Annotated in this window: 26 protein-coding genes; 20 read left to right on the top strand and 6 right to left on the bottom strand. The window is 60.2% G+C overall.

The genetic code is table 11. The features are described 5' to 3' along the window. Window positions 1-35: 35 nt before the first annotated feature. From ACV1FX_RS24185 to ACV1FX_RS24145, 9 genes are all read left to right on the top strand, one after another. A complete protein-coding gene (locus tag ACV1FX_RS24185) occupies window positions 36-404 on the top strand; it encodes a GapR family DNA-binding domain-containing protein (protein WP_473120073.1) in 369 nt (122 codons plus the stop codon). A 12-nt stretch (window positions 405-416) separates the two neighbouring features. Next, a complete protein-coding gene (locus ACV1FX_RS24180; RefSeq protein WP_473120072.1) occupies window positions 417-1,493 on the top strand; it encodes an MT-A70 family methyltransferase in 1,077 nt (358 codons plus the stop codon). After that, window positions 1,483-1,989, top strand: coding sequence for a hypothetical protein (locus ACV1FX_RS24175; RefSeq protein WP_473120071.1), 507 nt, complete (start codon window positions 1,483-1,485; stop codon window positions 1,987-1,989). The genes ACV1FX_RS24180 and ACV1FX_RS24175 overlap by 11 nt, the downstream gene beginning before the upstream one ends. Further along, the gene (locus ACV1FX_RS24170; RefSeq protein ID WP_473120070.1) at window positions 1,986-2,552 is read left to right on the top strand and encodes a hypothetical protein; all 567 of its coding nucleotides are present in this window, start codon (window positions 1,986-1,988) and stop codon (window positions 2,550-2,552) included. Before ACV1FX_RS24175 ends, ACV1FX_RS24170 begins: the two co-directional genes overlap by 4 nt. A 1-nt stretch (window position 2,553) precedes the next feature. Beyond that, window positions 2,554-3,285 (top strand): hypothetical protein, encoded by a 732-nt coding sequence (locus tag ACV1FX_RS24165; protein ID WP_473120069.1) that lies wholly within the window; start codon window positions 2,554-2,556, stop codon window positions 3,283-3,285. A gap of 210 nt (window positions 3,286-3,495) precedes the next feature. Continuing rightward, window positions 3,496-5,022, top strand: a complete 1,527-nt coding sequence (locus tag ACV1FX_RS24160; RefSeq protein WP_473120068.1) for a DnaB-like helicase C-terminal domain-containing protein — start codon at window positions 3,496-3,498, stop codon at window positions 5,020-5,022. After that, window positions 5,015-5,539, top strand: a complete 525-nt coding sequence (locus tag ACV1FX_RS24155) for a hypothetical protein (protein WP_473120067.1) — start codon at window positions 5,015-5,017, stop codon at window positions 5,537-5,539. Before ACV1FX_RS24160 ends, ACV1FX_RS24155 begins: the two co-directional genes overlap by 8 nt. Before the next feature lie 10 nt (window positions 5,540-5,549). Then, complete coding sequence (locus ACV1FX_RS24150) at window positions 5,550-6,158, top strand: hypothetical protein (protein ID WP_473120066.1); 609 nt, start codon at window positions 5,550-5,552, stop codon at window positions 6,156-6,158. A gap of 172 nt (window positions 6,159-6,330) precedes the next feature. Continuing rightward, entirely contained in the window at window positions 6,331-6,531 is a 201-nt protein-coding gene (locus ACV1FX_RS24145) for a hypothetical protein (protein ID WP_473120065.1), read from the top strand. A gap of 411 nt (window positions 6,532-6,942) precedes the next feature. On the opposite strand, the gene ACV1FX_RS24140 is transcribed toward ACV1FX_RS24145, so the two are convergent. From ACV1FX_RS24140 to ACV1FX_RS24130, 3 genes are all read right to left on the bottom strand, one after another. Further along, window positions 6,943-7,995, bottom strand: coding sequence for a hypothetical protein (locus ACV1FX_RS24140; RefSeq protein ID WP_473120064.1), 1,053 nt, complete (start codon window positions 7,993-7,995; stop codon window positions 6,943-6,945). After that, the gene (locus ACV1FX_RS24135) at window positions 7,992-9,365 is read right to left on the bottom strand and encodes a hypothetical protein (RefSeq protein ID WP_473120063.1); all 1,374 of its coding nucleotides are present in this window, start codon (window positions 9,363-9,365) and stop codon (window positions 7,992-7,994) included. Before ACV1FX_RS24135 ends, ACV1FX_RS24140 begins: the two co-directional genes overlap by 4 nt. A gap of 230 nt (window positions 9,366-9,595) precedes the next feature. Beyond that, entirely contained in the window at window positions 9,596-10,591 is a 996-nt protein-coding gene (locus tag ACV1FX_RS24130) for a pentapeptide repeat-containing protein (protein ID WP_473120062.1), read from the bottom strand. 362 nt (window positions 10,592-10,953) lie between these two features. Here ACV1FX_RS24130 and ACV1FX_RS24125 point away from each other — a divergent pair, with 362 nt between their 5' ends. Next, window positions 10,954-11,130, top strand: a complete 177-nt coding sequence (locus ACV1FX_RS24125) for a hypothetical protein (RefSeq protein WP_473120061.1) — start codon at window positions 10,954-10,956, stop codon at window positions 11,128-11,130. Window positions 11,131-11,276: 146 nt separating this feature from the next. Here the strand turns inward: ACV1FX_RS24125 and ACV1FX_RS24120 are convergent, their stop codons facing one another. Beyond that, window positions 11,277-12,008, bottom strand: a complete 732-nt coding sequence (locus ACV1FX_RS24120) for a Crp/Fnr family transcriptional regulator (RefSeq protein ID WP_473120060.1) — start codon at window positions 12,006-12,008, stop codon at window positions 11,277-11,279. Window positions 12,009-12,190: 182 nt separating this feature from the next. Here ACV1FX_RS24120 and ACV1FX_RS24115 point away from each other — a divergent pair, with 182 nt between their 5' ends. Both ACV1FX_RS24115 and ACV1FX_RS24110 read left to right on the top strand, forming a co-directional pair. Continuing rightward, window positions 12,191-12,535: a hypothetical protein gene (locus ACV1FX_RS24115; RefSeq protein WP_473120059.1), complete on the top strand. Its 345-nt coding sequence runs from the start codon at window positions 12,191-12,193 to the stop codon at window positions 12,533-12,535. A 38-nt stretch (window positions 12,536-12,573) separates the two neighbouring features. After that, window positions 12,574-12,810, top strand: coding sequence for a PRC-barrel domain containing protein (locus ACV1FX_RS24110; protein WP_473120162.1), 237 nt, complete (start codon window positions 12,574-12,576; stop codon window positions 12,808-12,810). A 52-nt stretch (window positions 12,811-12,862) separates the two neighbouring features. Here the strand turns inward: ACV1FX_RS24110 and ACV1FX_RS24105 are convergent, their stop codons facing one another. Then, window positions 12,863-13,021 (bottom strand): hypothetical protein, encoded by a 159-nt coding sequence (locus ACV1FX_RS24105; protein WP_473120058.1) that lies wholly within the window; start codon window positions 13,019-13,021, stop codon window positions 12,863-12,865. 208 nt (window positions 13,022-13,229) lie between these two features. Between ACV1FX_RS24105 and ACV1FX_RS24100 the strand changes: the two genes are divergently transcribed. From ACV1FX_RS24100 to ACV1FX_RS24075, 6 genes are all read left to right on the top strand, one after another. Next, window positions 13,230-13,448: a hypothetical protein gene (locus ACV1FX_RS24100; protein ID WP_473120057.1), complete on the top strand. Its 219-nt coding sequence runs from the start codon at window positions 13,230-13,232 to the stop codon at window positions 13,446-13,448. Between the two features lie 107 nt (window positions 13,449-13,555). Further along, the gene (locus ACV1FX_RS24095) at window positions 13,556-13,795 is read left to right on the top strand and encodes a hypothetical protein (protein WP_473120056.1); all 240 of its coding nucleotides are present in this window, start codon (window positions 13,556-13,558) and stop codon (window positions 13,793-13,795) included. A gap of 1,133 nt (window positions 13,796-14,928) precedes the next feature. Further along, complete coding sequence (locus ACV1FX_RS24090) at window positions 14,929-16,191, top strand: site-specific DNA-methyltransferase (protein ID WP_473120055.1); 1,263 nt, start codon at window positions 14,929-14,931, stop codon at window positions 16,189-16,191. Next, a complete protein-coding gene (locus ACV1FX_RS24085) occupies window positions 16,188-16,679 on the top strand; it encodes a phage terminase small subunit P27 family (RefSeq protein ID WP_473120054.1) in 492 nt (163 codons plus the stop codon). Before ACV1FX_RS24090 ends, ACV1FX_RS24085 begins: the two co-directional genes overlap by 4 nt. Then, complete coding sequence (locus tag ACV1FX_RS24080) at window positions 16,657-18,240, top strand: terminase large subunit (protein WP_473120053.1); 1,584 nt, start codon at window positions 16,657-16,659, stop codon at window positions 18,238-18,240. The genes ACV1FX_RS24085 and ACV1FX_RS24080 overlap by 23 nt, the downstream gene beginning before the upstream one ends. Window positions 18,241-18,365: 125 nt before the next feature. Further along, window positions 18,366-20,054 carry a Na/Pi cotransporter family protein gene (locus tag ACV1FX_RS24075; protein ID WP_473120052.1) on the top strand — a complete coding sequence of 563 codons (1,689 nt, stop codon included), beginning with the start codon at window positions 18,366-18,368 and terminating at the stop codon, window positions 20,052-20,054. A 46-nt stretch (window positions 20,055-20,100) separates the two neighbouring features. On the opposite strand, the gene ACV1FX_RS24070 is transcribed toward ACV1FX_RS24075, so the two are convergent. Continuing rightward, a complete protein-coding gene (locus ACV1FX_RS24070) occupies window positions 20,101-20,484 on the bottom strand; it encodes an NUDIX hydrolase (protein ID WP_473120051.1) in 384 nt (127 codons plus the stop codon). A 537-nt stretch (window positions 20,485-21,021) separates the two neighbouring features. Here ACV1FX_RS24070 and ACV1FX_RS24065 point away from each other — a divergent pair. Next, window positions 21,022-21,339, top strand: coding sequence for an HNH endonuclease (locus ACV1FX_RS24065; RefSeq protein WP_473120050.1), 318 nt, complete (start codon window positions 21,022-21,024; stop codon window positions 21,337-21,339). A 233-nt stretch (window positions 21,340-21,572) separates the two neighbouring features. After that, window positions 21,573-21,944, top strand: a complete 372-nt coding sequence (locus ACV1FX_RS24060; RefSeq protein ID WP_473120049.1) for a hypothetical protein — start codon at window positions 21,573-21,575, stop codon at window positions 21,942-21,944.

The following is a 21,944-nucleotide window of genomic DNA, read 5'->3' as shown; positions in this document are numbered from 1 at the left end:
TTCACCGTGGCCCCGCAAAAAGCAAAGGGACACCGATGGCGAAAGCAGCGAATACGACGAACGATTTCGAACCCGAAGTCGTGCAGGAACTCCTGGGAAAGATCGACGGCTACCACGCCGACCTGGCGAGCGAGCGCGGCACGTTTATGAAGACGTGCCGCAGCATCCGCGAGAGCATCAGCAACGTCTACACCGAGGCCAAGGCGCGCGGCATCCCGGAGAAGGAGCTGCGCTCGCTGGTCCGTATTCGGCTCAACGAGGCGAAGAACCGCAAGATTTACGAGGAGCTGGAGGCCGACCAGCAGCTGACGCTATCGATGCTGGCGACCGCCGAAGGCGTCAAGGACCTGCCGCTGTGGCGGGCTGCCGCCATGATGGGTGATGCAAGCGCGACCGCTCACTAACGGGGGCGGTCAATGCACAGTATCGTTGCAGGTCCTCACGCGACTGAGGTCGCACTCTTTCCGTCCGCGCAGAAGGCGCTCGCTGATCTCGATCACCTGGCGGCCGAGATTAGGAACGCCCCCTCCATCGATATCGTGGAGGCGGCTGCGAATGCGGCTGCTGGCTACCAGCGCATGTTCAAGCCGGTTAAGGCCGTGGCCGACCGCGCTGGCGAGGTGTGGGTCGAGGCCGAGGTCAAGATCGGCGAGGAGCGGAAGAAGGTCGGCAAGGCGAAGGGTGGCGATCCGTACAAGAAAAAGCCGACTGCTAGTACCGGGACCACATCGGCCCCGGTACTCCCCACCACCGCATCACTCGGCGTCGACAAGAAGCGCCTGCGGCGTGCTGAAAAGCTCGCCGACCTGGGCGAAGACGAGCGCGCCGCATTGACGGCAGAGCTTAAGGCGGCTGACAAAGCAGTCACGCCCGCCGCGCTGCTCGCGGCTTCGCGCAAAAACGCGAAGGCCGAAAAGCGCCAGGCGGCGTTGACGGCGGTCTTTTCCGAGACCGGCCCGTTCGATGTCGTCGTGATCGATCCGCCCTGGCCCATGCAGAAGATCGACCGCGACGAGCGGCCGAACCAGGACGCCTTTGACTATGACGTGATGACGCTGGAGCAGATCGAGGCCTTTTGGCCCAGCGAGATCGCATCGCACCTGAAGGGCGACTGCCACGTCCTTTGCTGGACCACCGAAAAGTTCCTGCCCGCAACGCTGGCGCTGCTCGAAAAATGGGACCTGCGTTACGTCTTGACGATGGTCTGGCACAAGCCTGGCGGTTTCCAGCCGCACGACCTGCCGCAGTACAACGCCGAGTTCATCGTCTATGCCCGCAAGGGCACGCCGGTCTTCACCGACACGAAGGACTTCAACGTCTGCAACTCGTGGCCGCGCCGCGAGCACTCGCGCAAACCAACGGAATTCTATGAGCTGATCGCGCGAGTGACCGGAGGTTCGCGGCTCGACGTGTTCGCTCGCGAGGCGCACCCCGGCTTTGCCCAGTTCGGCAAGGAGATCTCCAAATTCCCGGAGGTCGCGGATGCCGTATGAAACTGACCGGCAGACATCGGATCGCTTCTTGCCCGAGGTCAAGCGGCTGGTCTCGCCTTACCTGCTCGATGCGACTCCCGACTTCATCGACCAGAGGCAGGCCGCCGATCTGATGACAGTGCTCGGGCGCGATATTCGCATCGGCGTCCGTGTTCGCGCCTTTGGCTATGCCGAGCGGTACCCGCATCAGTTCACCCTGCGGTGTCAGCGCGACAGCGGCACGGAAACCGAGCTGTCGAAGATCATCAACGGCTGGGGTGATTGGTTCTTCTATGGGCATGCGGCGAGCCCCGAGGGGTTGGAGATATCGCCCTGGTGGCTGATCGATCTCGCGGCATTTCGCGCCGCGCTGATCCGCGAGGCCCGCAACGGCAGCGCGCTGCGCATGGGCGACGGCAGCAACGGGGATGGTACGCACTTCAAATGGTTTGATGTCCGGTCGTTCCCGCCGCATCCGCCGCTCTTGATCGCGTCGAGCGAGGTCTATTTCGCATGACCTACGCGCCCCGCATCCTGGCCCTCGATCTTGCCGCCCGCACCGGCTGGGCGCTCGGTTATCCGAGCGATGAAGCGCCCCGGTCGGGATCGTTCCGCCTTGCGCGCGAGGGCGCGAGCATGGGCGCGCTGTTCTCTGCGTGCCGTCAGTTGCTCGACGATCTGCTCAACATCGAGCCTGACATCAAGCTGATCGTCTTCGAAGCGCCGATGACGCCGCAGCAGATGGCTGGCCGCACGACCGCCGACATTATGCGGCGGCTGAGCGGCCTCTGCGCGGTGGTCGAGGAGCTGGCCTGCACGCGCGGCGGCTATGACGTGCGAGAGGCGCGCGTGTCGGATGTGCGCGCCCACTTCATCGGATCGAACCGGCACAAGCGCGACCAGGCCAAGGCGCTGACGATCAGCGCCTGCCATCGGCTCAGCTGGGCCCCGGCCGACGACAACGCCGCCGACGCGCTCGCGCTTTGGCACTACCAGGCCTCGATTCTCGACCCGCAACTCGCAGTGCAGACCTCGCCGCTGTTTCGACGGCGGGTCGCGACGGCAACGATGGGAGCATGACATGGCGCGCATCCGGACCATCAAACCGGAATTTCCGCAGTCGGAAACCATCGGCAAGCTGTCGCGGGAAGCGCGCCTGCTTTTCATCGAGCTTTGGACGATCTGCGACGATGAAGGCAGGACTCGCGCAGCCTCGCGAATGCTCGCGAGCCTTCTCTACCCATACGACGAGGACGCTCCGAGCCTCATCGAGGGCTGGCTGATTGAGCTTGAACGTCATGATTGCATCGTCCGTTACGTGGTTGAGGGTTCGACTTACCTCCAGGTCAATAACTGGTTGAAGCATCAGAAGATTGACCGGCCGGGGAAATCGAAGCTGCCGGTTGTCAGCGAGGGTTCGCGATTGCTCGCGAATGATCGCGAGGATGCATCGACGGACCTAGGACCTAGGACCATAGGACCTAGGACCGTAGGACCTAGGACCAATGCCGCGCCTGTCGGCGCGACGCGCGATGCGCGCCCTGGTGAGCTTGATCTCGGCCAGGCCGAGGCAGCGAAGCCGACCAAACCGCAGCGACCAGATCCCGAAACCGAGCTGTTTCGCCGAGGCCGGGAGGTCCTCGGCAACAGCGCAGGCGGTGTGATCTCCCAGCTGCTCAAGGCCAAGGGCAAACCCGAGCTTGCACGAGCGGCGGTGGAGGTCGCCGCGACCAAGGAAAATCCCCGCGAGTACATCGGCGCGATCATTCGCGGGAAGGCCGAAGAGGACACACCGAGAGGAGCAATCCTGTGAACCAGCGCCTGCGTCTCAACGAGGTTCTTCGCATGCTGGCGAGCGTCGGCTGCGATCCGCGATCGTTCACCGGGTCGAAGGCATTCCGCTGCCCTGCGTGCTCGCACCAGCGCCGCAAGAAGTTCTACCGCTGCCTGTCCATCCGGTCCGACCCGGATGGTTTTTTCTTCCGCTGTTTTCACTGCGACGACTTCAAGGGGAGCTACCGGTATGAACACGCTCGCGCCGACGACCGCCGCGTTCTTCGAAGCAAGGGGGATATCGCCCGAAACAGCTACGCGGTTCGAAGTTTATACGGGAGCCCTCACCGGTGAGAAGCCCGACCGGCGCGTGGTCCCGAACCCGCACGGCAGCATCGTGGTCTATCCGTTCCTGGAGCACGGGGTGGTCGTGAACGAGAAATATCGCGCCGAGCGCAATGGCGAGAAGCTGTTCTGGCATCGCAAGGGCGGCAAGCGGACGTTCTGGAACGCCGATGCCCTCGACGATCCCGCGCTTGAGACCGGCACGCAGCCGCTGGTCATCACCGAGGGCATCGAGGACGGCATGGTCGCCATCGAGGGCGGCTGGCCGCTCACCGTGTCGGTGCCCGATGGCGCGCCGCCCGTGCCGAAGGATGGCAGGCCGCTGCCGCCGCTCGATCCGCAGACTGAGCCGAACGGCAAGTTCGAATTCCTGTGGCTCAACCGCGACCGCCTGGGTCGCGTGAAGCGGATCATCCTGGCGGTCGATGACGACGGCCCTGGGCAGCGGCTCGCCGCCGAGCTGGTGCGGCGCGTCGGTGCCTGGCGCTGCCAGTTCGTGGTCTATCCGTCCGGCTGCAAGGACCTGAACGACGTGCGGCGCAAGCTGGGCTCCGAAGCCGTGAGCGCGGTTCTGCGCGATGCCAAGCAGTACCCGGTGCGCGGCCTCTATCGGCTGTCCGAGTATCCCAACCTGCCGACGCTGGTGCCGGTCTCCTGCGGTTGGCCGATCTTCGACGGCTTGCCTGGCAACGGCTGGATGAAGCTTTTCCCCGGCGAGTTCATGATCGTCACCGGCATCCCGAGCCACGGCAAATCGACCTGGATTTTGAACCTGCTGTTCAAGCTCGCGCTGCTTCACGGCTGGCGGGCCGCGATTTTCTCGCCTGAGATGCCGACCGTGCCGTACCTGCGCGACAAGCTTCGCAAGATTGTCTCGGGCAGTGACGCAGCGGACCCGGCGACCGACGCCTTCATCGAGCGCAATTTCGTGTTCCTCGACAACGACCCCAACGACGAGGAAGAGGACGACATCACGCTGGAATGGATCGTCGAGAAGGCGCGCGATGCGGTCCTGCGCGATGGCATCCGCGTCCTGGTGATCGATCCCTGGAATGAGATCGAGCACGCGCGCAAGCGGGAGGAGTCCACGCACGAGTACATCGGCCGCGCCATCCGCATGCTGAAGCGGTTCGGTCGGCGGTACGAGGTCGCGGTGATCGTGCTCGCCCATCCGACGAAGGACGTTTACGAGCGCGGCAAGCTGCGGACGGCGACGCTGTATGACATCGACGGCTCGGCGCACTGGTTCAACAAACCCGACCATGGGCTGGTCATCGAGCGTGATCCTGTCAAGGCCGAGACGACGGTGCACATCTCCAAGGTCCGTTTTGAGCAGACCGGCTATCGCGGCGCGATCCGGATGAGCTTCGATCCCGAAACGCAACAGTTCAGTCAACTTCAGGAAACCCAAGGGGAGCTGACCTATGAGTGACGTGCTGCCGATCCGGCGCGAGCCGATGAAGTTCTATCCGCTGGAGGACGTGGTGCTGGATGACGACGACGCACCATCGATCTGGGACGGGCCGCACGTCGGCAAGCGGCTGTCCGAGGCGATGCAGACGCTGCGGCAGTTGCCGATGCCTGGCGTCTGCGGCTACCGGCCTGGCTGGCCGCCTTACGTCTACGAGTTCGACGACCTGGTCGAGCAGCACAAGCAGGGCGAGCTGGAGCGGACCCAGCAGCTGCAGAACCGCACCAGGCTGCTGCCGTCCCTTCGCGATATCTCGCGCATGGAGGCGGCGATCTGCTGGCCCGCCCAGTACCTGGGGCGGCTCGTGCATCTCGTCCTGGCTGTGAATGCCGTGGCGCTGGCGCACGCCCTGGAGCGCGACGCTGGATGGGTCGCGGCCAAGCGCGGTGGCTATGCCGACACTTGGCGGCAGCGCCACGACCATGGCTGCGAGATAATCGCTCGCGCATTGCGCAACGAGCTGGTGCCAGTGTTCTGAGAGTGCGCGAATGGAATTTGAAATCCCGCACGGCGCGGCGCGCGAATATCTGATCATCTTCGGCGTGGCGGCGGTCTACATCGGCACCAGCCCGATTGGCGAGCCGTGCATCGTCGGCGCAACCCGCGATCTCAATCTGACTTTGCGCGGAATGCAGCGGAAATGGGTTCGGTCGGAAATCTCGTGCGCCTACTGGGTGAAGGACCGCGATATAGCCGACGCAATCGCTGCCGAGGTCAGCGACGCGCTACCGCACGACCAGGAAGATCGGCTCGCGGTGCGGGCCGAGACAGCCGCGCGGCAGATCGAGGCGGTCGCTCGCGACTGGCATATCTCGCTGACAAATCACGATGCAGCGATGGCGCGCGTGAAGTCGGCCGTCAGGCACGTCCAGGAGGTGATCGATGCGGCGAATGCGACCGGCGAGCTTGCCTGGTTCAACAGTGCCTATCGGGCCTGGCGTCTCGACGCGAAAAAGATTGGCACGGGGATGAGCTACGCTGAAGCGCGAGCGCGGCTGCGCAAGGCCGTCACCAAACGGCTGATTACGTTAGACGTTCTCGATTGCAGCGAAGCCCTGCTGCCTGATGTTTTCCCGCTGCTGAAGGAAAACGCTTGAATAAAATTTACGTTGACGCTGCGAAAAATCGGGTCCATTCATCGCGCGACGGCGAGCGGGCCTATCGGTTGCCCGAATGACAATCAACCAGCAGCAGAGGCGCAGAGAGTTGGAGAAGCAGGCGACTGCGCTCCTTCGCGGAGAGCGGCTTGCACCCGCTGGACCAATTGGATTGATCGGAAAGCTGAAGCGCCGCGAGGCGGATAGCAATCTCGTCAAGCGTAACCGTCGCGAGACCGTGGTCGAGCTTCGCTTCCTCTACCAGAAGCTCTCGAAAGCAGCGCGCCATAACCTGGCCAGTCGCTTCAAACAGCAGCGCATCCTCGATCCGACGCTCGACTGGAATGAATGGCTCGCCAGAAATTTACGTTGACGGCTGAGTCCGGGCCTGCGTTTGATCGCAGCACAGCTCGATGCCAGAGCCCAGCGCTCTCGGGTCGAGTCCGTGGTTTCATCTAGCACAGAGACTTGGATCAACCGGCTCCGGTTAAGGACGCCGGTTGTTTTTTCATACCGAGGATTCGACTCCCCCTGGTACTAGAGGCCGTAATGGGCCCTGCTCCGAAAGCGAGGGGCGATGATAGTGGCTGTCCCGGCTAGATGATGAAACAGGGTCACGACGTTGAGTCGGCGCGCACTCGTAAATCTTCGTCAAGGTCCGCTTCGTTCCGATACGGACCGTTTTTGTGACGAGCAGCAAATTACGCGGAGGGCCAAGGGTGGCTCTCGCCGACGTGTCCTGCGACAGGGGACGAGCGGGTCGGAACCACCGCCATTGCCTTAGCTAATGGGGGGGCTCTAACCTTGGTGCTAGAAATTTGACGCGTTCAAATCGACCTCTGAAAATCGTCTGAGCATCTCTCTTTACCTCGAACTCAAGCGTCTCTTTCTGAACTTGAAGAGCTTGAGCACGAGACTTCCACTCCGTCGCTTCGCTGGCGATGTATTTCCTGGCTTCGGCATCTGTTTTGATTGATTGACCGCCTTTTGGAGCGCCACTTCCGAGATAATCCAACGCGTCTGCTATCTTTGATCCTGCTGATGTTGCAATCTGAAGCCCATCTAGAATCATCAAAGCCTCTTGTGCACGGTTAGCGCGACTAAGTGCTGCATCTCTTTCCTCATTTATCTTGTTCATTCGCTCGAGAGCGTTCGACGCGGAGATCTGAAGCTGCCGTGCGGCGCTCCGAAGCTCATGAGTATTCGCCCGGGCCTCTGCCTCCTTAGCGAAATCCCGCAAGGCGGAGTAGTGCGTTATCTGCGCGAGCGCTGAATCCCGCATCAATTGAGCTTTGATGGCAATTCCAGTATTTACAGTCTCCAGGTAATCAACCTTTCGCTTGAACAACTCTAGCTTCTTTGCCTTTGCGAAATTGATAGATTGCTTGGGCCAGCCCCCACGTCCGGGCGAAATCCACCATAATGCGCTTTCACTGTTTGAAACTGAAACTGGTTTTCCCCAAGGTGCGACGCTGGGGTTACCCAAGGCCCACGCCTCCCCGGGCGTGCGTCCAGCTCCGACGATTCTCACACTATGAACTTCGTGTGTTGGAATGAACGAAGGCTGTTGGGCGGGTGAGGCAAGCACTAGAAGCTCAATTAACAAGCCGCGAGTTCCGAGCAATGGATAAGCTGCCTCAACGTCTGGCCAGAGCTCTTGCAGCTTCTGACTCGCGGAGGCATCGATGTTCCTGCGCATTAGTTCGATTTGTTGGGAGGTGACGCCTTCTTGGATACCTGCACCGATAGTTGATCCTCCGGCTTGTGCGTGCGCGTAGGAAACGAAGCCGAAACCAGCTTCCAAGAGGATGGCCGCTATGAGTGGTCCTGATTTCATACAGGTAATGCCGCCATCATCTTTTTCGCTTCGTTTTGTGTGGTTGCGATTAGCTCGTACACCTGCTGTAGATAGTAAATTCGAGCTGATAGATCGTTCAGACGGGCAATAAGACCCTCAGACCGAACGTCGCCGAACAGCATGGAATTGCTCTTATCAATTCGAGCTTTCATCCATGCTTTTGCCCTGACCAAGGCATCACTACCGTAGGCGTAGGGCAGAACATGGTCAATTGGTGGCTGTCCGTCCTGCTGTACCTCGGGCATTCCATCTATATTGAGGGGGTGTGAACGTACCCAGCCTACGTCGCTCCCAGGACAGCCGTCAGGCGCGGATACACCAAACCAGTCTGGTATGTTCACTGATGGAGTGGGTTTTGCGAACCCGGTCGGTTCTGCCGGCGACGCCGATTGCAGTAGATCGGCTCTCAGTCCAAGGATCGGAAACCCACCCGAGCGCAAATAGGTGAACTTCCCAATGACGGTCGACTGCACAGTTTGCTTGAAGCCGACATAGGGCGAACGTTTTGTGAAAGACCCATCAACGAAATAGCGACAGTCACTGGCTCGGAATGTCAATTCGCGCTGATCAAAGAAGGAGCTTCGCGTAAAGCCTGCGAGTTTCGGAAACTCAGCTTTCTCTATCTCGCCGAGGAGTTCTTGTCGTTCTGAAATAAGTTTCGGGATCCACCAAGCAACAGAATTTCTCTTCTCATTTGAGAGAATGGTGCTGTGCCACTCGATATGTGATTGCAGAACATCCCTAAGCTGCTCGGGCGACACGATGGCTAACATGTTCACATGCGATCCCAAAACCACTGGCGCCATCAAAGCGATTTCTGGGTTCGCAGGGTGACTGTTCAGGAAGAGTGTGTAGATATTCGCCGTTGTTTGATGCGAAATTAATTTCACCCAATCCTTGCTGGCAAGCTGGAGAAATTTCTGCCGCGTATCGATCTTGTGCTTTGACCAAGCTTCGAAATCTCCCCTGATCACGCTAAGATCGTGCCTGGCGAATGCTTCATCCATTATTTCTGGAAGCTTATATTGTATCTGAACGATCGCTTCGGCGAGCTTAGAAAGGGCATTCTCAACGTTTGCAAGTTGTTGAACTATTATGTCCAGCTTTGCATCCATTGCATTCAGCATAGTGCCAAGTCCGTTCGGTCTAGCAACAAAGAACGAAATCACTTGCAGGCTGCCCGAAGCTGCATTCAGGGCTGCAATAAAACCAGCATTCGCCTCGGATACTAGGAAAAGGGGACCCAAAGCCGCACCAATGGCAGCGGAAGCAGCAGATCCAAGTGCCCCCCTTAGCAATGATCGACGGGAAGGTGCGCCAACTGAGCTGTACTTCAAATCTTTTGCCATTGTCATGATCGCGTCGATAGCGGCACGTCATAATTCCGCGTGGCTTGTGAATGCATAATTATATCAAGTCCCGCCGGAGCTTTGAATATCCCCAAGGTCATTCGCGACTGGGGCGGGCCGCCAGCAAGCCCGGCCATGTCCGCTGTGCCCGGATGGCGACCAAATTCCGCATCGCAGCGAAATGACGGGATGGGCCAAATTGCGTCCTCCCGGTATCGGCGATCTCGAGCTTAACGAAGAGCCGGGCACGACTCTAGTTTCAAACCACTCGCGACTTCTGTGAACAGGTCGGCGCACGCATTATCCAAAGCCTTCTGCGTTAAGCCCAAGGCGCCGATAAGTTTGGCGCCACGCAGGTCGGCACCGCGCAGACTAGTCTCAGGTCCCTCCAAGTTAGCGCCTCGCAGCTTGGCGTACTGCAGGTTTGCGCCTCGCAAATTTACGCTCCACATAAAAGCGTCCGTCAGGTCGGCGCCGCTCAAGTCGGCGCCGCTCAGGTTAGCACCGCTCAAGTTGACTCCCGTCAGATTCGCGCCGCTAAGATTGGCGCCGCGCAGATCCGCACCGCTCAAGTTGCTGACGGGGAGGTAGGCGTCGCGCAGATTAGCGTATGCCAGGTTGGCTTTTCGGAGGTTTTCTTTAGCTAGCCAACGACCTGACAGATCTGCACGAACCAGATCGAAATGACGCTCCGGGCTCACGAAAAGAGTTATGACACCTACCGACACTGCCGCGCTTGCACTCAGCAAACCCTTTGATCGCCAAGAGAGCCGAGGGAACGGTAGCGCCGCATGGCTGACGATAACCGCCACGGCTACGCTCAGCAGAACCGAGCCCCAAGCAGCGAACACTGCGGCCTTCCAGGCGAAGAGCAAGATGGTCACTGGAAGCAATAAGTAAAAGATTAGACAGGCGAAGAGCCGTATCAACGGGTTCTGGAGCGGTAGCAAGGTCGGTGGACGCGCCCCCGGCAGTGGCCGCGCTAGTCGATCGAGCCTTTCGCTGTGCTCGACGTACATCTGAAGATAAATCCTGAGCATAATCAGGATCGCCGGGCCCAGCAGCATAAACCCGAAGAACGACACCGGGCCAGCAAAGGGAACTTTTATCTGTTCGTTGCCGCCCAAGAGGGCGCTGTCCGGGGTCAATAAGGAGAGAAGACAAAACGCGGTCGTACCAAGGAATGTCAGCCCAACTCGACTGACTTGCGCGGCGGTCTCGTCCATTGCTTTGCTGATGAAGTCAGGTGAAAGCTTGCGAAGACCTCTAGCGCGACTTGTCGAGCGGGGTTTGATCGAATTATTGAAAATGCGCGCCGCTACTGATCTCAGTTTGGCGCCCCTCGATAGAATGAAGTTGGGTACGCGTCGCGAGTCCATCGGTTTCGTTCCATTCGCGACGTCAGAACGGCTTGTGATCACCTAATAGGAGTTGTATCTCGCGGCTGCGAGCACAGCCCCTTCGCCCATTCGGTCAACAACGCGCTCGAACCGTATCACTTTGTTCGCACCGTGTACGAGTTTTCACGACCTTTGCCGTATTGGGAGAAAGGGAGCGCGTGACAGCGCCGCTCGTGAGAAAATCCGACATGGTCAGACAGCTCGCCAACAACGTCGTTGAGAGCCTGCGCGGCCAGCCGCTCGCCCTAGTGCTTGTCCTGGTCAACGTCATCGTGCTGGCGGGCTTCGCTTTCACGCTGCACGAGGTTGGCAAATCAATCGCACGCAAGGACGCGATGCTGCAAAGCTGCATCGAGAAGCGCTGAACAGAGAAAGGCCCCGGCTTGCACCAGGGCCTTTCGAGAACTAGGACAAGCATGAACTTGGACTGATTGGGCGCCAGAACGCCGTCGATGAATTTAATCCGAACCGAGGCGGAGGAGCTGTAGATCTCGGCTTAGCCGGCCAATGATCAAATAGATGACTGTTTCTTCATGTGCAGGTAGTCGGGGTTGAAGTCAGCTAACTCCTGCAATTCTCGCCATTTCAGAACCACCAGTTCGCCATCGCGAAAATCCATAGTCCCCGAGGCACGCAACTGTTGAAGCGTCCGATTGACCGTGGCGATTGCCATGGCGAGCGTCTCCCCGAGTTGGACCAGGGTTAGCGGGATCGAGCACCTATTTCCCTGGTTCAGCCGGGAGACGCGGGCGCGATAGAACAGTTCGCAAAAGAGGTGGGCCATTCGGGCCTGCATTGGTCGCGCGCTGTTGTTTGTGATGGCTTCCCGGAAGATCGCTGCATCCAGCAGCGTTTCCCTCCAGATCGCGATGCCTAGAGAGGGACGTCGTTGGAAGGCCCGCAATATCTGCCTGTGCGGTATAAAGGCGACGGTCGCAGGGCCGAGCGCGCAGAGCCCGTGGTCCATTCTTTCGATGAAGAGTCCCTGTGCGTCAGGAAGATCGCCGGACATATGGAACGAAAGGTATTGTCGGCGCCCGCCTTGCAGCAGGTGATAGCGGCCCACCATCCCGGATACGACCAAAACCGCAACTTCCGGACGGTCTCCCTGACGAATGAAATCCTCATCAGGCGCAAGATCTCGGGTGCTAATCGAAAACTTGCCAATTTCCGCGACGTCTTCATCCGGAAGGCGGGAGTGCTCCTTCAGATTACGTATTAGAGTTTCGTGGGGCCGGTCCAAAGGGGCTATCCGAAAAATTTCGAGGCAGCATCATTTGATACGCCGGCGAAGCTTTGCCCGAGTAAACTCGATTTGTTGCCCAAGGTTTCCAACGAGGATTGAGGCACTTCCGGGCAGAACTTGGAACATTCTAGTGGAGCGCGAGCGATCCGCTCGCACATCTGCGCCGGGAGATGATCTAAATGAAAAACACTTCTGCCCTTGCGCAAGTGCTAGATCGACTGCATTTCACGCGAAACCGTAATCGGCCGAACCCTCCAACAACAGGAGCGATGTCGGATCGCGAGTTAGGTCTTGCAATCCGTGAGGTGAAGCGCAGGGCGTTCGCTGAACGGGCAGAGTGGATGCGAGCATTAGCTGATGAGGAACTTCGGCAAATTCGGCACTCCCTGAATAAGGAAGAGGCATGCATTGCCGAACAACTCGAAATGGCAGGCAAGGCTATCAAACTGCTGCACGATCCTTTGCCGGACACATTCCTGGGCCGCAAGACCCAAGAACCCTTTTCCAGCGAGGACAAAGATTGATGCCGTCTCTGTTTGCAGATGCCAGCTCCACGAAAGGCATTTCGGTACATTTTTGCACGAGTTGCACGAGCACTGGCGAGGAACGCGCGATAAACATCCTCCGCGAATTGCATGCAGCCGAGAACGAGTTGGTCGGCAGGGCCGTTGTCATGAGCGATGGCAAGGCAGGCACAATCGATCGCATCCACCTCGACGACCTACACGGACTTCGTATATCGATCAGCGGTCATGACGGCCGATGGCCGATTTCTACCGTGAAGTCTATTCAGAGCTGATCGCCAGGCTCGCTTGATCAGTTCACGGCGCGACCATTAGAGCAGACTGACATCAAACGCTCTGTTCTGCGCGAGCGCGGCTGCCGCCTCCGGCGCGTGCCTCGTCAAATTCGAGAAGCTCGATCGTGAGCGCTGCGTCGCGATAGCCGAGGGACATCAGCGCATTATGGGCATCGGCCCGCGAGATAGTGCCCGCGACGAATTGCGCCACAGTGTTTCGATAGTGGGCGCGCCAGTGCGCGAGATACTAATCGAGCCGGTTGACCGCCTTTTCGCGCGCAATGCGCTGGATCAGCACGAGGCTAAATGACAGGCATATCGTTGCGCCAGTGTGAGTTCCTCGCAAATTTCAGAAATTGTTTCGACGCGCAGCAGAAAAGTTATCGTGCCGTGCCGCCACCGCGGCGTTGTCGTAGACCATGACTATACACAGGCTGTTAAAAAAAGCTGCGTTCGGGCCGGAGGAAATTGAACGTCTAGTGACGGCTTACGAAGAGACTTTACGGGCACTGCGTTTAAAAGATCGCAGCGACCCCATTACGCAGCTTGTCGCCGAGAAGATCATTGCAGTTGCTCGATTGGGGATTGAAGACCCGGCGGAGATTTCCAAGATGGTTCTTAAAGAGCTGGGAAGTTGATGTCACGGCGGCCCGTGCCGCACCGGCAACCCCAAGTTCTCAGAAACTTTTGTTCAGCGAGCGCATTTACCGCTGCGCGATCTCGTCAAAATTGAGCGAGCGATCGAGTGGCAAGCTCTTCGATGACAGGCACCCATCTCGTGCGGGTCTTGACCGATGACCGCGCCACCAGGCTTTGGGTCGCCGCTGGGTCTCCGGAGGAAGCGCTGAGCCTGGTTCTGAACGCCATTCCGGAGGGCTGGTCGGCTGCACTGATTCAGGAGCAGTTGACCCAGACCGAGGTGGAAGCGCTCGATCTGAGACGCGGGGAGGTGTACGAAATCACCCGCACCATCCACATGAGCTAACAGCTGCTTTTGAGCGAATTGAGACTTTTGCCTCAGTTGACTGAGGTTCTAATTCCCCGCCCCGAGCGCAAAAAAGGCCCCAGCTCTTTTAAGGTGCCAAGAGGCCGTGACCATAATCGAGAGCGGCGTGGTCAACTATTCGGCGCTGTAACCGACATAAATCTCAAGGGGCAGATGACGGGCTAGGAAGTTGCGCGCTTGGTCAGGCAAATCGACCCTGCGCTTCCCGTTGTCTATATGACTGGCGCTGCTGCCAAGGCGTGGGCGTCTGAAGGTGTGCCGCAGAGCATTCTGCTGAAAAAGCCGTTTGCTCCAGCGCAGTTGGTTACGGCAGTGTCCGAGCTTCTCAACGCTGGCTCGCGACCTAACAGGTGCGGCCGAACGCTTGCCAGTCGTTTCTACGAACGGGCAATGAACCAACGGCATACGGACCCAGAACGCCGGCTGCCAAACGGGCCTAGGTGCCCGGCAGGCGGCCCGTGGCGCGGAATGCGGCTAGGAGCAACGCCTTTTCCCCGGCGAGGCGGAAATAACGCACGGGTGGCCAAGCGCGCGGCTGGACAGAGTCGTCGGAACCGAGTGCCTGGTCGCGGTTCCTAACCGATAGACGAACATTCCCCATTCGCGCAGTACGGTTCCAAGGGAATCGGCGCGGCGGCTGATGGCACCTATCGCGAACGCCCTGGTTCGGAAAACGAGTACCGTTACAGCAGCGCGTTTCGGGCTAATCCATTGAAGTCTGCGGGGAATATCCTTCTCCGGGCCGGGGGGCGGTACTGAAAATCGGAAGGTTCCCCATTTCCGAGCGCGGCGGCGCTTCGACTTTAGCGCCCGCACTTTCAAAATTTCGGAAAAGAAAAACATTTTCTTTTGCCAAAAAGCTTCGACTTCTCAATGGCATGGCCGCAGTTTGGGAATTGCCTGGAACCCACTTAGCGGGTTCCCAGTCCGGCTAAGTGGGTTCCCGTAAGTCGGAATTTCCAGCGGTAAAAAGCTGCCTTTTTCGGACTTGGAATGCGCATCCCCTTTGCAGTCCGGAATACCGGCGCTGGGGAATGTTCGTCTAGGGCTTAATCGCCCGGAAAATCAACGGTTTGCCTGGGGCCGCGCCCTGGCGGTTCCCAAGGGTTCCGATGCTGCAAAATACCGACGCCGCGCCAGGCGCGGATTGGGCTGCCTGGGCGACCGAAAGGCGTCCGCTTGCAGCGCTGGTGCCGTATGCCCGCAACGCCAGGACGCATTCCGATGCGCAGGTGCGCGAGATCGCGGCCTCGATCCGCGAGTGGGGTTGGACCGTGCCGGTCCTGGTCGATGAAGCCGGGATGATCATCGCTGGGCACGGGAGGCTGTTGGCTGCCGAGAGTTTAGGGATACGAGAGGTCCCGGTTATCGTCGCTCGCGGTTGGACGGAAGCGCAGAAGCGCGCCTACGTCATCGCCGATAACAAGCTCGCCGAGAACGCCGGATGGGACAAGGAGCTGCTGCGGCTTGAAGCTGCGGACCTTGCCGAGCTTGGTTTCAATCTGCCGCTGCTCGGCTTTACCGAGCGCGAGCTGCAGGCGCTCTCGGGCGGCAAGACCGGCCTGACCGATCCCGACGCGACGCCGCCGCTCGCGCTCGATCCGGTCGCGCAAACCGGAGATCTGTTCCAGCTTGGCAACCATCGCCTGATGTGCGGCGACTCGACCAACGCGAACGATGTCGCGCGGCTGCTGGGCGGCGCGAAGCCGCAGCTGATGGTCACCGACCCGCCTTATGGCGTGGAATACGACCCGGCCTGGCGCAATCGCGTTCGCCGCAAGAACGGCTCGGTCGTCGGCGCTCGCGCGCTCGGCGTGGTGACGAACGACGAGATCGCCGACTGGCGCGAGGCCTACGCGCTTTTCCCTGGCGATGTCGCCTACGTCTGGAACGGCGCGCTCAAGAGCGCGGAGGTGGCTGCGTCGCTGGTCGCGGTCGGCTTCGCGATGCGGGCCCAGATCGTCTGGGCCAAGAAGCACTTCGTGATCGGGCGCGGCGACTATCATTGGCAGCACGAGCTGTGCTGGTACGCGGTGCGCAAGGGCAAGCCGGGTCGCTGGGCCGCAGGCCGCGATCAAGGCACGGTCTGGGATATCGACGCGCCGAACGGCTGGGCGCAGATACACGATGGGCCCGACGCGCACCAGGGCATCCATTCGACGCAGAAGCCGGTCGAGTGCATGCGGCGTCCGATCATCAACAATTCGGAGATTGGCGAGGCGGTCTACGAGCCCTTTGCCGGGTCCGGCTCCACCATCATCGCCGCTGAGATGATGGAGCGCGCGGTGTTCGCGATGGAAATCAGTCCGCTTTACGTCGATGTCGCGGTCAAGCGCTGGGAGAACTTCACCGGCAAGCAAGCGAGGAAAGTATGAGCGGCCCGCGTCCCACCCCGACGCATCTGAAAGTTTTGCGTGGCAATCCAGGCAAGCGACCGCTGCGCACCGACGAGCCCCAGCCCGAGGTCGCGGCCAGCGTCCCCGAGCCGCCTCCGTTCATCACCGGCTACGCAGCCGACGAATGGTGGACGATTGCTGGCGAGCTGCATCGGCTCGGCCTCCTGACCATCATCGATGTCGCGCCGCTCGCCGCCTACTGCCACGCCTATGGCCAGTGGCGGATGGCAGCCGAGTCGCTGGCGCGCATGCAGAACAACGACCCGCTGATGAACGGCATGATCATCAAGACCAAGTACGGCGATGCCGCGCAGAACCCGCTGGTCTATGTCGTGCGCAAGGCGGCAGCGGACATGGTGCGTTACGCAGCCGAGTTCGGCCTGACCCCTGCCGCCAGGACGCGCATCAACGCTGGCGTCCAGGGCGAACAGTCGCAGAGCAAGTTTGCTGGACTGCTCGCAGGTTAAGCGCACGCCCCAGGGCAAAGCCCGCGCTAAGGCGGTCATCGACTTCATCGAGCGGCTGACGGTGCCCAGCGGCACCGGCCAGGGCAAACCGTTCAAGCTCGACGCGTTCCAGAAGCTGTTTATCCGCGCGATCTACGAGCCGCATCTCGGCGCAAACCGCGCGGTGCGGCGGGCGATCCTGTCGATTGCACGCAAGAACGGCAAGACCGCGCTGATCGCTGCCATCGTGCTCGCTCACCTGGTCGGGCCCGAGGCTATCGTCCACGGCGAGATTTACTCGGCCGCGAATGATCGCGACCAGGCGGGCATCGTCTTCAAGTTTGCGCGCCAGATCGTGGACCTGGAGCCCGAGCTGGCGGCCGAGATCGAGGTTATCCCCTCGACCAAAACGATGATCGGCAGGCGCACTGGCTCGGTCTATCGCGCGGTCAGCGCCGAGGCCGGGACGAAGCACGGCTATCTGCCCAGCGTCGTCATTTACGACGAGCTGGCGCAGGCCAAGAACCGCGAGCTGTACGACGTGCTGGATACCTCGTTCGGCGCGCGGCAGGAGCCGCTGTTCATCGTCATCTCGACGCAGAGCAACGACCCCGAGCACGTCCTGTCCAAGCTGATCGATGACGGCTTGTCGGGCGTCGATCCCTCCATCGTCTGCCATCTCTATGCTGCGGACGAGGATTGCGACCTGGACGACGAGAGCCAATGGGAAAAAGCCAACCCGGCGCTCGGCAAATTCCGCGACCGCGAGGACCTGGCGACGGCGATCCGCAAGGCGATGCGCCTGCCCGCCGAGGAGCCGAAGGTCCGCAACCTGTTCTTGAACCAGCGCGTCGCGCCGGTCGCTTCGCTGATCAGCCGCGCCGAATGGATGGCCTGCAACGGCGACGCGGCGCTGCAAGACGGCGAAGAGGTTTACCTGGCGCTCGATCTTTCCAGCGTCGTCGATTTGACCGCGCTGCTGGTTGGCTCAGCGAGCGATCCATGCCGCATCGCGCCGTACTTCTGGAAGCCGCGCGAGCATCTGAACGAGCATTCCAATCGCGATTTCGGCGCATCGAGCCGCCGCTACCAGGAATGGGCCGAAGCCGGTCACCTGCTGCTCAGCCCCGGAAGGACCATCGACCCCGAGGCTATCGCTCTTTTCATCGCCGGGCTGACGCAGCGCTATCGCGTGAAGGGCCTGGCATATGACCGCTGGCGCATCAACGATCTGCTGCGCGAGTTCGACCGCATCGGCCTGCAAGCTTACCAGGATGGCGACAAAGGCGACGGCCTGCGCCTGGTGCCCTGGGGCCAGGGCTTCAAGGACATGGGGCCTGCCATCGACGCCGTCGAGCTGGCGATCATCGAACGCAAGCTGCTGCACCCGAACAATCCGATCCTGAACTGGAACATGGCGAATGCCGTGGCCACGATGGACCCGGCAGGCAATCGCAAGCTCGACAAGGACAAGGCTCGGTTTCGCATCGACGGTGCGGTGGCGCTCGCGATGCTGCTGGGGCTGCGCTCGCGCGACCGCGCCGCCACCAAGCCGGTCGATATCGAGGCGCTGATCGGCTGAGAGGACAACATCCACCATCGATGCGAGCGACACCGCCACCTAAAATGACCAACCGCCTTGGTTGACGAGGCCGAGTACGCGCCCATAATCAGATCTTGGAACGAAAGGAGGAGAAGTTGAGCAGTATGGTCCTCCTCGATCTCATGGGCGGCGTGGCGCTGCTGCTATGGGGCCTGCACATGGTCCACAGCGGCATCGTTCGGGCATTCGGATCTGATCTGAGGCGCTTCCTCGGGACCGCGCTACGGAACCGATTCCTTGCGTTCCTTGCTGGCCTCGGCGTGACAGCACTCCTGCAAAGCAGCACTGCAACCGGGCTGATGACCGCCTCCTTTGTCACTGGCGGCTCTGTCGATCTGGTCCCCGCGCTCGCCATCATGCTGGGAGCCAACGTCGGCACGACGCTGATTGTTCAGGTTCTCTCGTTCAACGTCACCGCGGTGGCACCCCTGCTGTTTGTGGTCGGCGTCGTCGCGTTCAAACAAGGTGGCCAGACGCGTACGCGAGATCTTGGTCGGGTGGCGATCGGGATCGGGCTGATGCTGTTGTCGCTGCATATCCTGCTCGACACGCTGGCACCGGCAGAGCAAGCGCCGGCGGTTCGAACGCTTCTCTCCGCGATCACGGGCGACCCCTTGCTCTGTGTCTTGATGGCGGCTGTCGTGACCTGGATCGCCCATTCGAGCGTCACAGTCGTGTTGCTGATCATGTCGCTGGCCTACTCGGGCTTTATCACGCCTGTGGCGGCACTGGCTTTGACGCTCGGTGCAAATATCGGAAGTGCCATCAACCCGGTCCTCGAAGGCAGCAACAGCAGCAACCCGGCCAGCCGCCGGCTGCCGTTGGGCAATCTCTTTAACCGTGTAGTCGGCTGTGCTCTGGTTTTGCCGTTCCTGCATCCGATCGCGGAGATGCTCGGCCGGTTCGAACCAAATCCTTCGCGTATGACCGCTGACTTCCACACTGCATTCAACCTGGCACTGGCGATCCTCTTCATTCTCCCGCTGGACTGGTTGGCCTCGCTTCTGACCCGGTTTCTTCCCGAGCGCGCGAAACCCAACAATCCTGCGGCGCCGCTCTATCTTGATGAGTCGGCACTGGGCGCGCCGCCGGTGGGGCTTGCTTGCGCGGCACGCGAAGTCCTTCACCTAGGCGATATTGTCGAGACCATGCTGCTGCAGTCGATGACGGCGCTGATGACCGACGATCGCCGGCTCGTCGCCGAGGTCAGCCGGATGGACAATGCCGTCGACAAGCTCGACGAGGCGATAAAGCTTTACGTGACCCGGCTCACACGGGAGAGCCTAGACGAGCGGGACGGTCACCGAGCCATGGAGATCATCGCGTTCTCCATCAACCTCGAGCACATCGGCGACATCATCGACAAGAACCTGATGGAGCTTGCCCAGAAAAAGATCAAGCGCAAGCTCGCGTTCTCGAAGCAGGGCGCTGCAGAGCTCGAGGCCTTCCACCAGGAAGTCGTGGGCAACCTCAAGCTCGCGTTCAGCGTCTTCATGTCCGGCGATGTCAAGATCGCACGCCAACTCATTGCCGAGAAGGCGACATTGCGTGCGGCAGAGCTCGCCGCTGCCGAGAGCCACTTTGGGCGACTGCGCGAGGGCCGGCCGGAGAGCATCGAGTCGAGCTCGCTGCATCTCGACGTGCTGCGTGACCTGAAGCGCATCCACTCGCACATCTGCTCGGTTGCCTATCCGGTGCTGGAGCGCGCGGGCGCGTTGCAGCCGAGCCGTCTCAGGGTCGTCGAGTCCGATGAGAGTCCAACCGACGACAGGGACGCCGCTTCGGCAGGATAGCCAATCATCAAAACTCATGCCGGCGAAGATCGGGTGCTGAACGCCCCTATCCCCGCTCAGGAAAGATCTTGTCCCTGATGTAGCGCGACGTCGGCGTAAGCCGCAGGCCCCGAGGCTTGCGCCAGGCGGCTTTATCGATCTCCTTTTTGTCACCAATCGCCAGTCTGCCAGACGCCTTCTTCGCAACAAAGATCGCGTCACTCATCTTCCTTCCGGAGAAGCGGTTCTTGGCTTTGACTTCCTTCCAAAGCTCGAGCTTGCCAAGCTTGAGTTTTGGGAGCTCTTCACCGATCTCCCTGCGCAAACAGTCCTTATCACTCTCCCGTGCGCGCTTTCGTCCGCCCGGGAACATCCATAGCCGGTCGCGCTTGCGCCTGACCAAAAGTACCTTTCCGCGCTTAACCGCCAAGAGTTTTGAAGACTTCGCCATGCTTATGAGGCACCTCGCAGAATGCCGGCTCCCGGTTACCAAGCCTGCTCTAACCTACTGCGATTGTTCCAGATATTTTGATTCTTGGCACTGCCAAAATTGGGCAGCGTGCAAACGGCTTCTCGAGAGGATGGGCGACGCCGATCATCGCCTAAATTGAGCAGGCGCGGCCACGGTTGCCGGCGTCCCAATCGTTCTTCACGGACTCTGCGCCAATCCGACCGCTCACGCGTGTCACGGTGAAATGCATCGTGCGCCGGACATTGCTGAGAGCGGCAATCAGCAGCGTCCATCGCGGCGCCCATCCAATAAGCCCAACCGAGCGTTCCAAACAGCATGCCAATAATGCCTAGTGCCGAACCGAATGCCGCCGCGAGAAATCCTTAATGGTCTCAATCATAAATGCCCCGCGTTGCCACCAGACCATAAAGGCGCAACGCTTCCCGCCGGCGTCGTCTGGGCCGCCGCCATGGTTGTGATGCCCACGCGCCGCCGCAGGCGGCTCCTGATCCCGCGCCGGACTGATCGATCGCGGTGATGGACACGCCGCAAAGCGAGTGGAAGCGGTTCTACGACACCGGGTTCTGGCAGCGCCGCCGAAAGCTGCAGCTGCGCGCCCATCCGCTGTGCAAGTTCTGCCTTGACCGTGGCGTGCTGACGCTCGCGACCGTTGCCGACCACGTCGAGCCGCACAAGGGCGACTGGAACAGGTTTGCGCTCGGTGAGCTGCAGTCGCTTTGTGCCCAGTGTCATAACCAATCCAAGCGCGTCATCGAGCTGCGCGGTTACAGCTCTGAGATCGATGACGATGGTCTCCCAACGGATCCAAATCACCCCTTCAATCGACCCCGATGACAACTTGCGAAATTGATGGATGCGAGTTGACGGCTAGGAGCCGCATTAGCGGCATCTGTGCCTGCAACAAGCATTATCTGCGCTTGTATAATCATGGGTCAGTTGACCTGTTGCCACCGCGTCCGAAACCTCCACTCCCGAAGTGCTCAATAGTTGGGTGTGAAAATCTCTCTCGCGGCGGGAAGGCGCGCCTTTGTGAAAAGCATTACACGAGGCGTCGCCGTGGCAGGCCGATGGATGATCCTGTCTACGGCAAGTTGTGGATTACTACACAGGGGTATGCGGCCCTAGCTCAAATCTCACATCCTACAGCCGGATCAAATGGCCATACCTACCTGCATCGCAAGGTTCTCTATGATGCGATTGGTCCGGGAGATCACCCCTGCAATTGGTGTGGGACCATCGTTGAATGGTTCGCGAAAGGTGAACGTAAGCTAGTCGTTGACCATCTCGATAACGACAAGCTCAACAACGGGCGATCCAACCTCGTGGCTTCATGCCATAGGTGTAACGCCACGCGCGGCCTGTTTATGAGCTGGGTTCTGAAGCACCAGGATGATCCTTTCTTTCTGACCCTGCTTAAGGCCAACGCGAACAGGAAATGA

This window comes from Bradyrhizobium ingae, assembly GCF_055791185.1.
This window is presented reverse-complemented; position numbering and strand designations above follow the sequence as displayed.

Excerpts from the sequence above, each read along its gene's own strand:
- ACV1FX_RS24070 (WP_473120051.1), bottom strand. The coding sequence starts at position 20,484 with ATGGCGAAGTCTTCAAAACTCTTGGCGGTTAAGCGCGGAAAGGTACTT.
- ACV1FX_RS24175 (WP_473120071.1), top strand. The coding sequence starts at position 1,483 with ATGCCGTATGAAACTGACCGGCAGACATCGGATCGCTTCTTGCCCGAG.
- ACV1FX_RS24160 (WP_473120068.1), top strand. The coding sequence starts at position 3,496 with ATGAACACGCTCGCGCCGACGACCGCCGCGTTCTTCGAAGCAAGGGGG.
- ACV1FX_RS24065 (WP_473120050.1), top strand. The coding sequence starts at position 21,022 with ATGGACACGCCGCAAAGCGAGTGGAAGCGGTTCTACGACACCGGGTTC.
- ACV1FX_RS24085 (WP_473120054.1), top strand. The coding sequence starts at position 16,188 with ATGAGCGGCCCGCGTCCCACCCCGACGCATCTGAAAGTTTTGCGTGGC.
- ACV1FX_RS24130 (WP_473120062.1), bottom strand. The coding sequence starts at position 10,591 with ATGGACGAGACCGCCGCGCAAGTCAGTCGAGTTGGGCTGACATTCCTT.
- ACV1FX_RS24180 (WP_473120072.1), top strand. The coding sequence starts at position 417 with ATGCACAGTATCGTTGCAGGTCCTCACGCGACTGAGGTCGCACTCTTT.
- ACV1FX_RS24090 (WP_473120055.1), top strand. The coding sequence starts at position 14,929 with ATGCTGCAAAATACCGACGCCGCGCCAGGCGCGGATTGGGCTGCCTGG.
- ACV1FX_RS24060 (WP_473120049.1), top strand. The coding sequence starts at position 21,573 with ATGGATGATCCTGTCTACGGCAAGTTGTGGATTACTACACAGGGGTAT.
- ACV1FX_RS24165 (WP_473120069.1), top strand. The coding sequence starts at position 2,554 with ATGGCGCGCATCCGGACCATCAAACCGGAATTTCCGCAGTCGGAAACC.
- ACV1FX_RS24075 (WP_473120052.1), top strand. The coding sequence starts at position 18,366 with ATGGTCCTCCTCGATCTCATGGGCGGCGTGGCGCTGCTGCTATGGGGC.
- ACV1FX_RS24115 (WP_473120059.1), top strand. The coding sequence starts at position 12,191 with ATGAAAAACACTTCTGCCCTTGCGCAAGTGCTAGATCGACTGCATTTC.
- ACV1FX_RS24140 (WP_473120064.1), bottom strand. The coding sequence starts at position 7,995 with ATGAAATCAGGACCACTCATAGCGGCCATCCTCTTGGAAGCTGGTTTC.
- ACV1FX_RS24155 (WP_473120067.1), top strand. The coding sequence starts at position 5,015 with ATGAGTGACGTGCTGCCGATCCGGCGCGAGCCGATGAAGTTCTATCCG.
- ACV1FX_RS24150 (WP_473120066.1), top strand. The coding sequence starts at position 5,550 with ATGGAATTTGAAATCCCGCACGGCGCGGCGCGCGAATATCTGATCATC.
- ACV1FX_RS24170 (WP_473120070.1), top strand. The coding sequence starts at position 1,986 with ATGACCTACGCGCCCCGCATCCTGGCCCTCGATCTTGCCGCCCGCACC.
- ACV1FX_RS24125 (WP_473120061.1), top strand. The coding sequence starts at position 10,954 with ATGGTCAGACAGCTCGCCAACAACGTCGTTGAGAGCCTGCGCGGCCAG.
- ACV1FX_RS24135 (WP_473120063.1), bottom strand. The coding sequence starts at position 9,365 with ATGGCAAAAGATTTGAAGTACAGCTCAGTTGGCGCACCTTCCCGTCGA.
- ACV1FX_RS24185 (WP_473120073.1), top strand. The coding sequence starts at position 36 with ATGGCGAAAGCAGCGAATACGACGAACGATTTCGAACCCGAAGTCGTG.
- ACV1FX_RS24100 (WP_473120057.1), top strand. The coding sequence starts at position 13,230 with ATGACTATACACAGGCTGTTAAAAAAAGCTGCGTTCGGGCCGGAGGAA.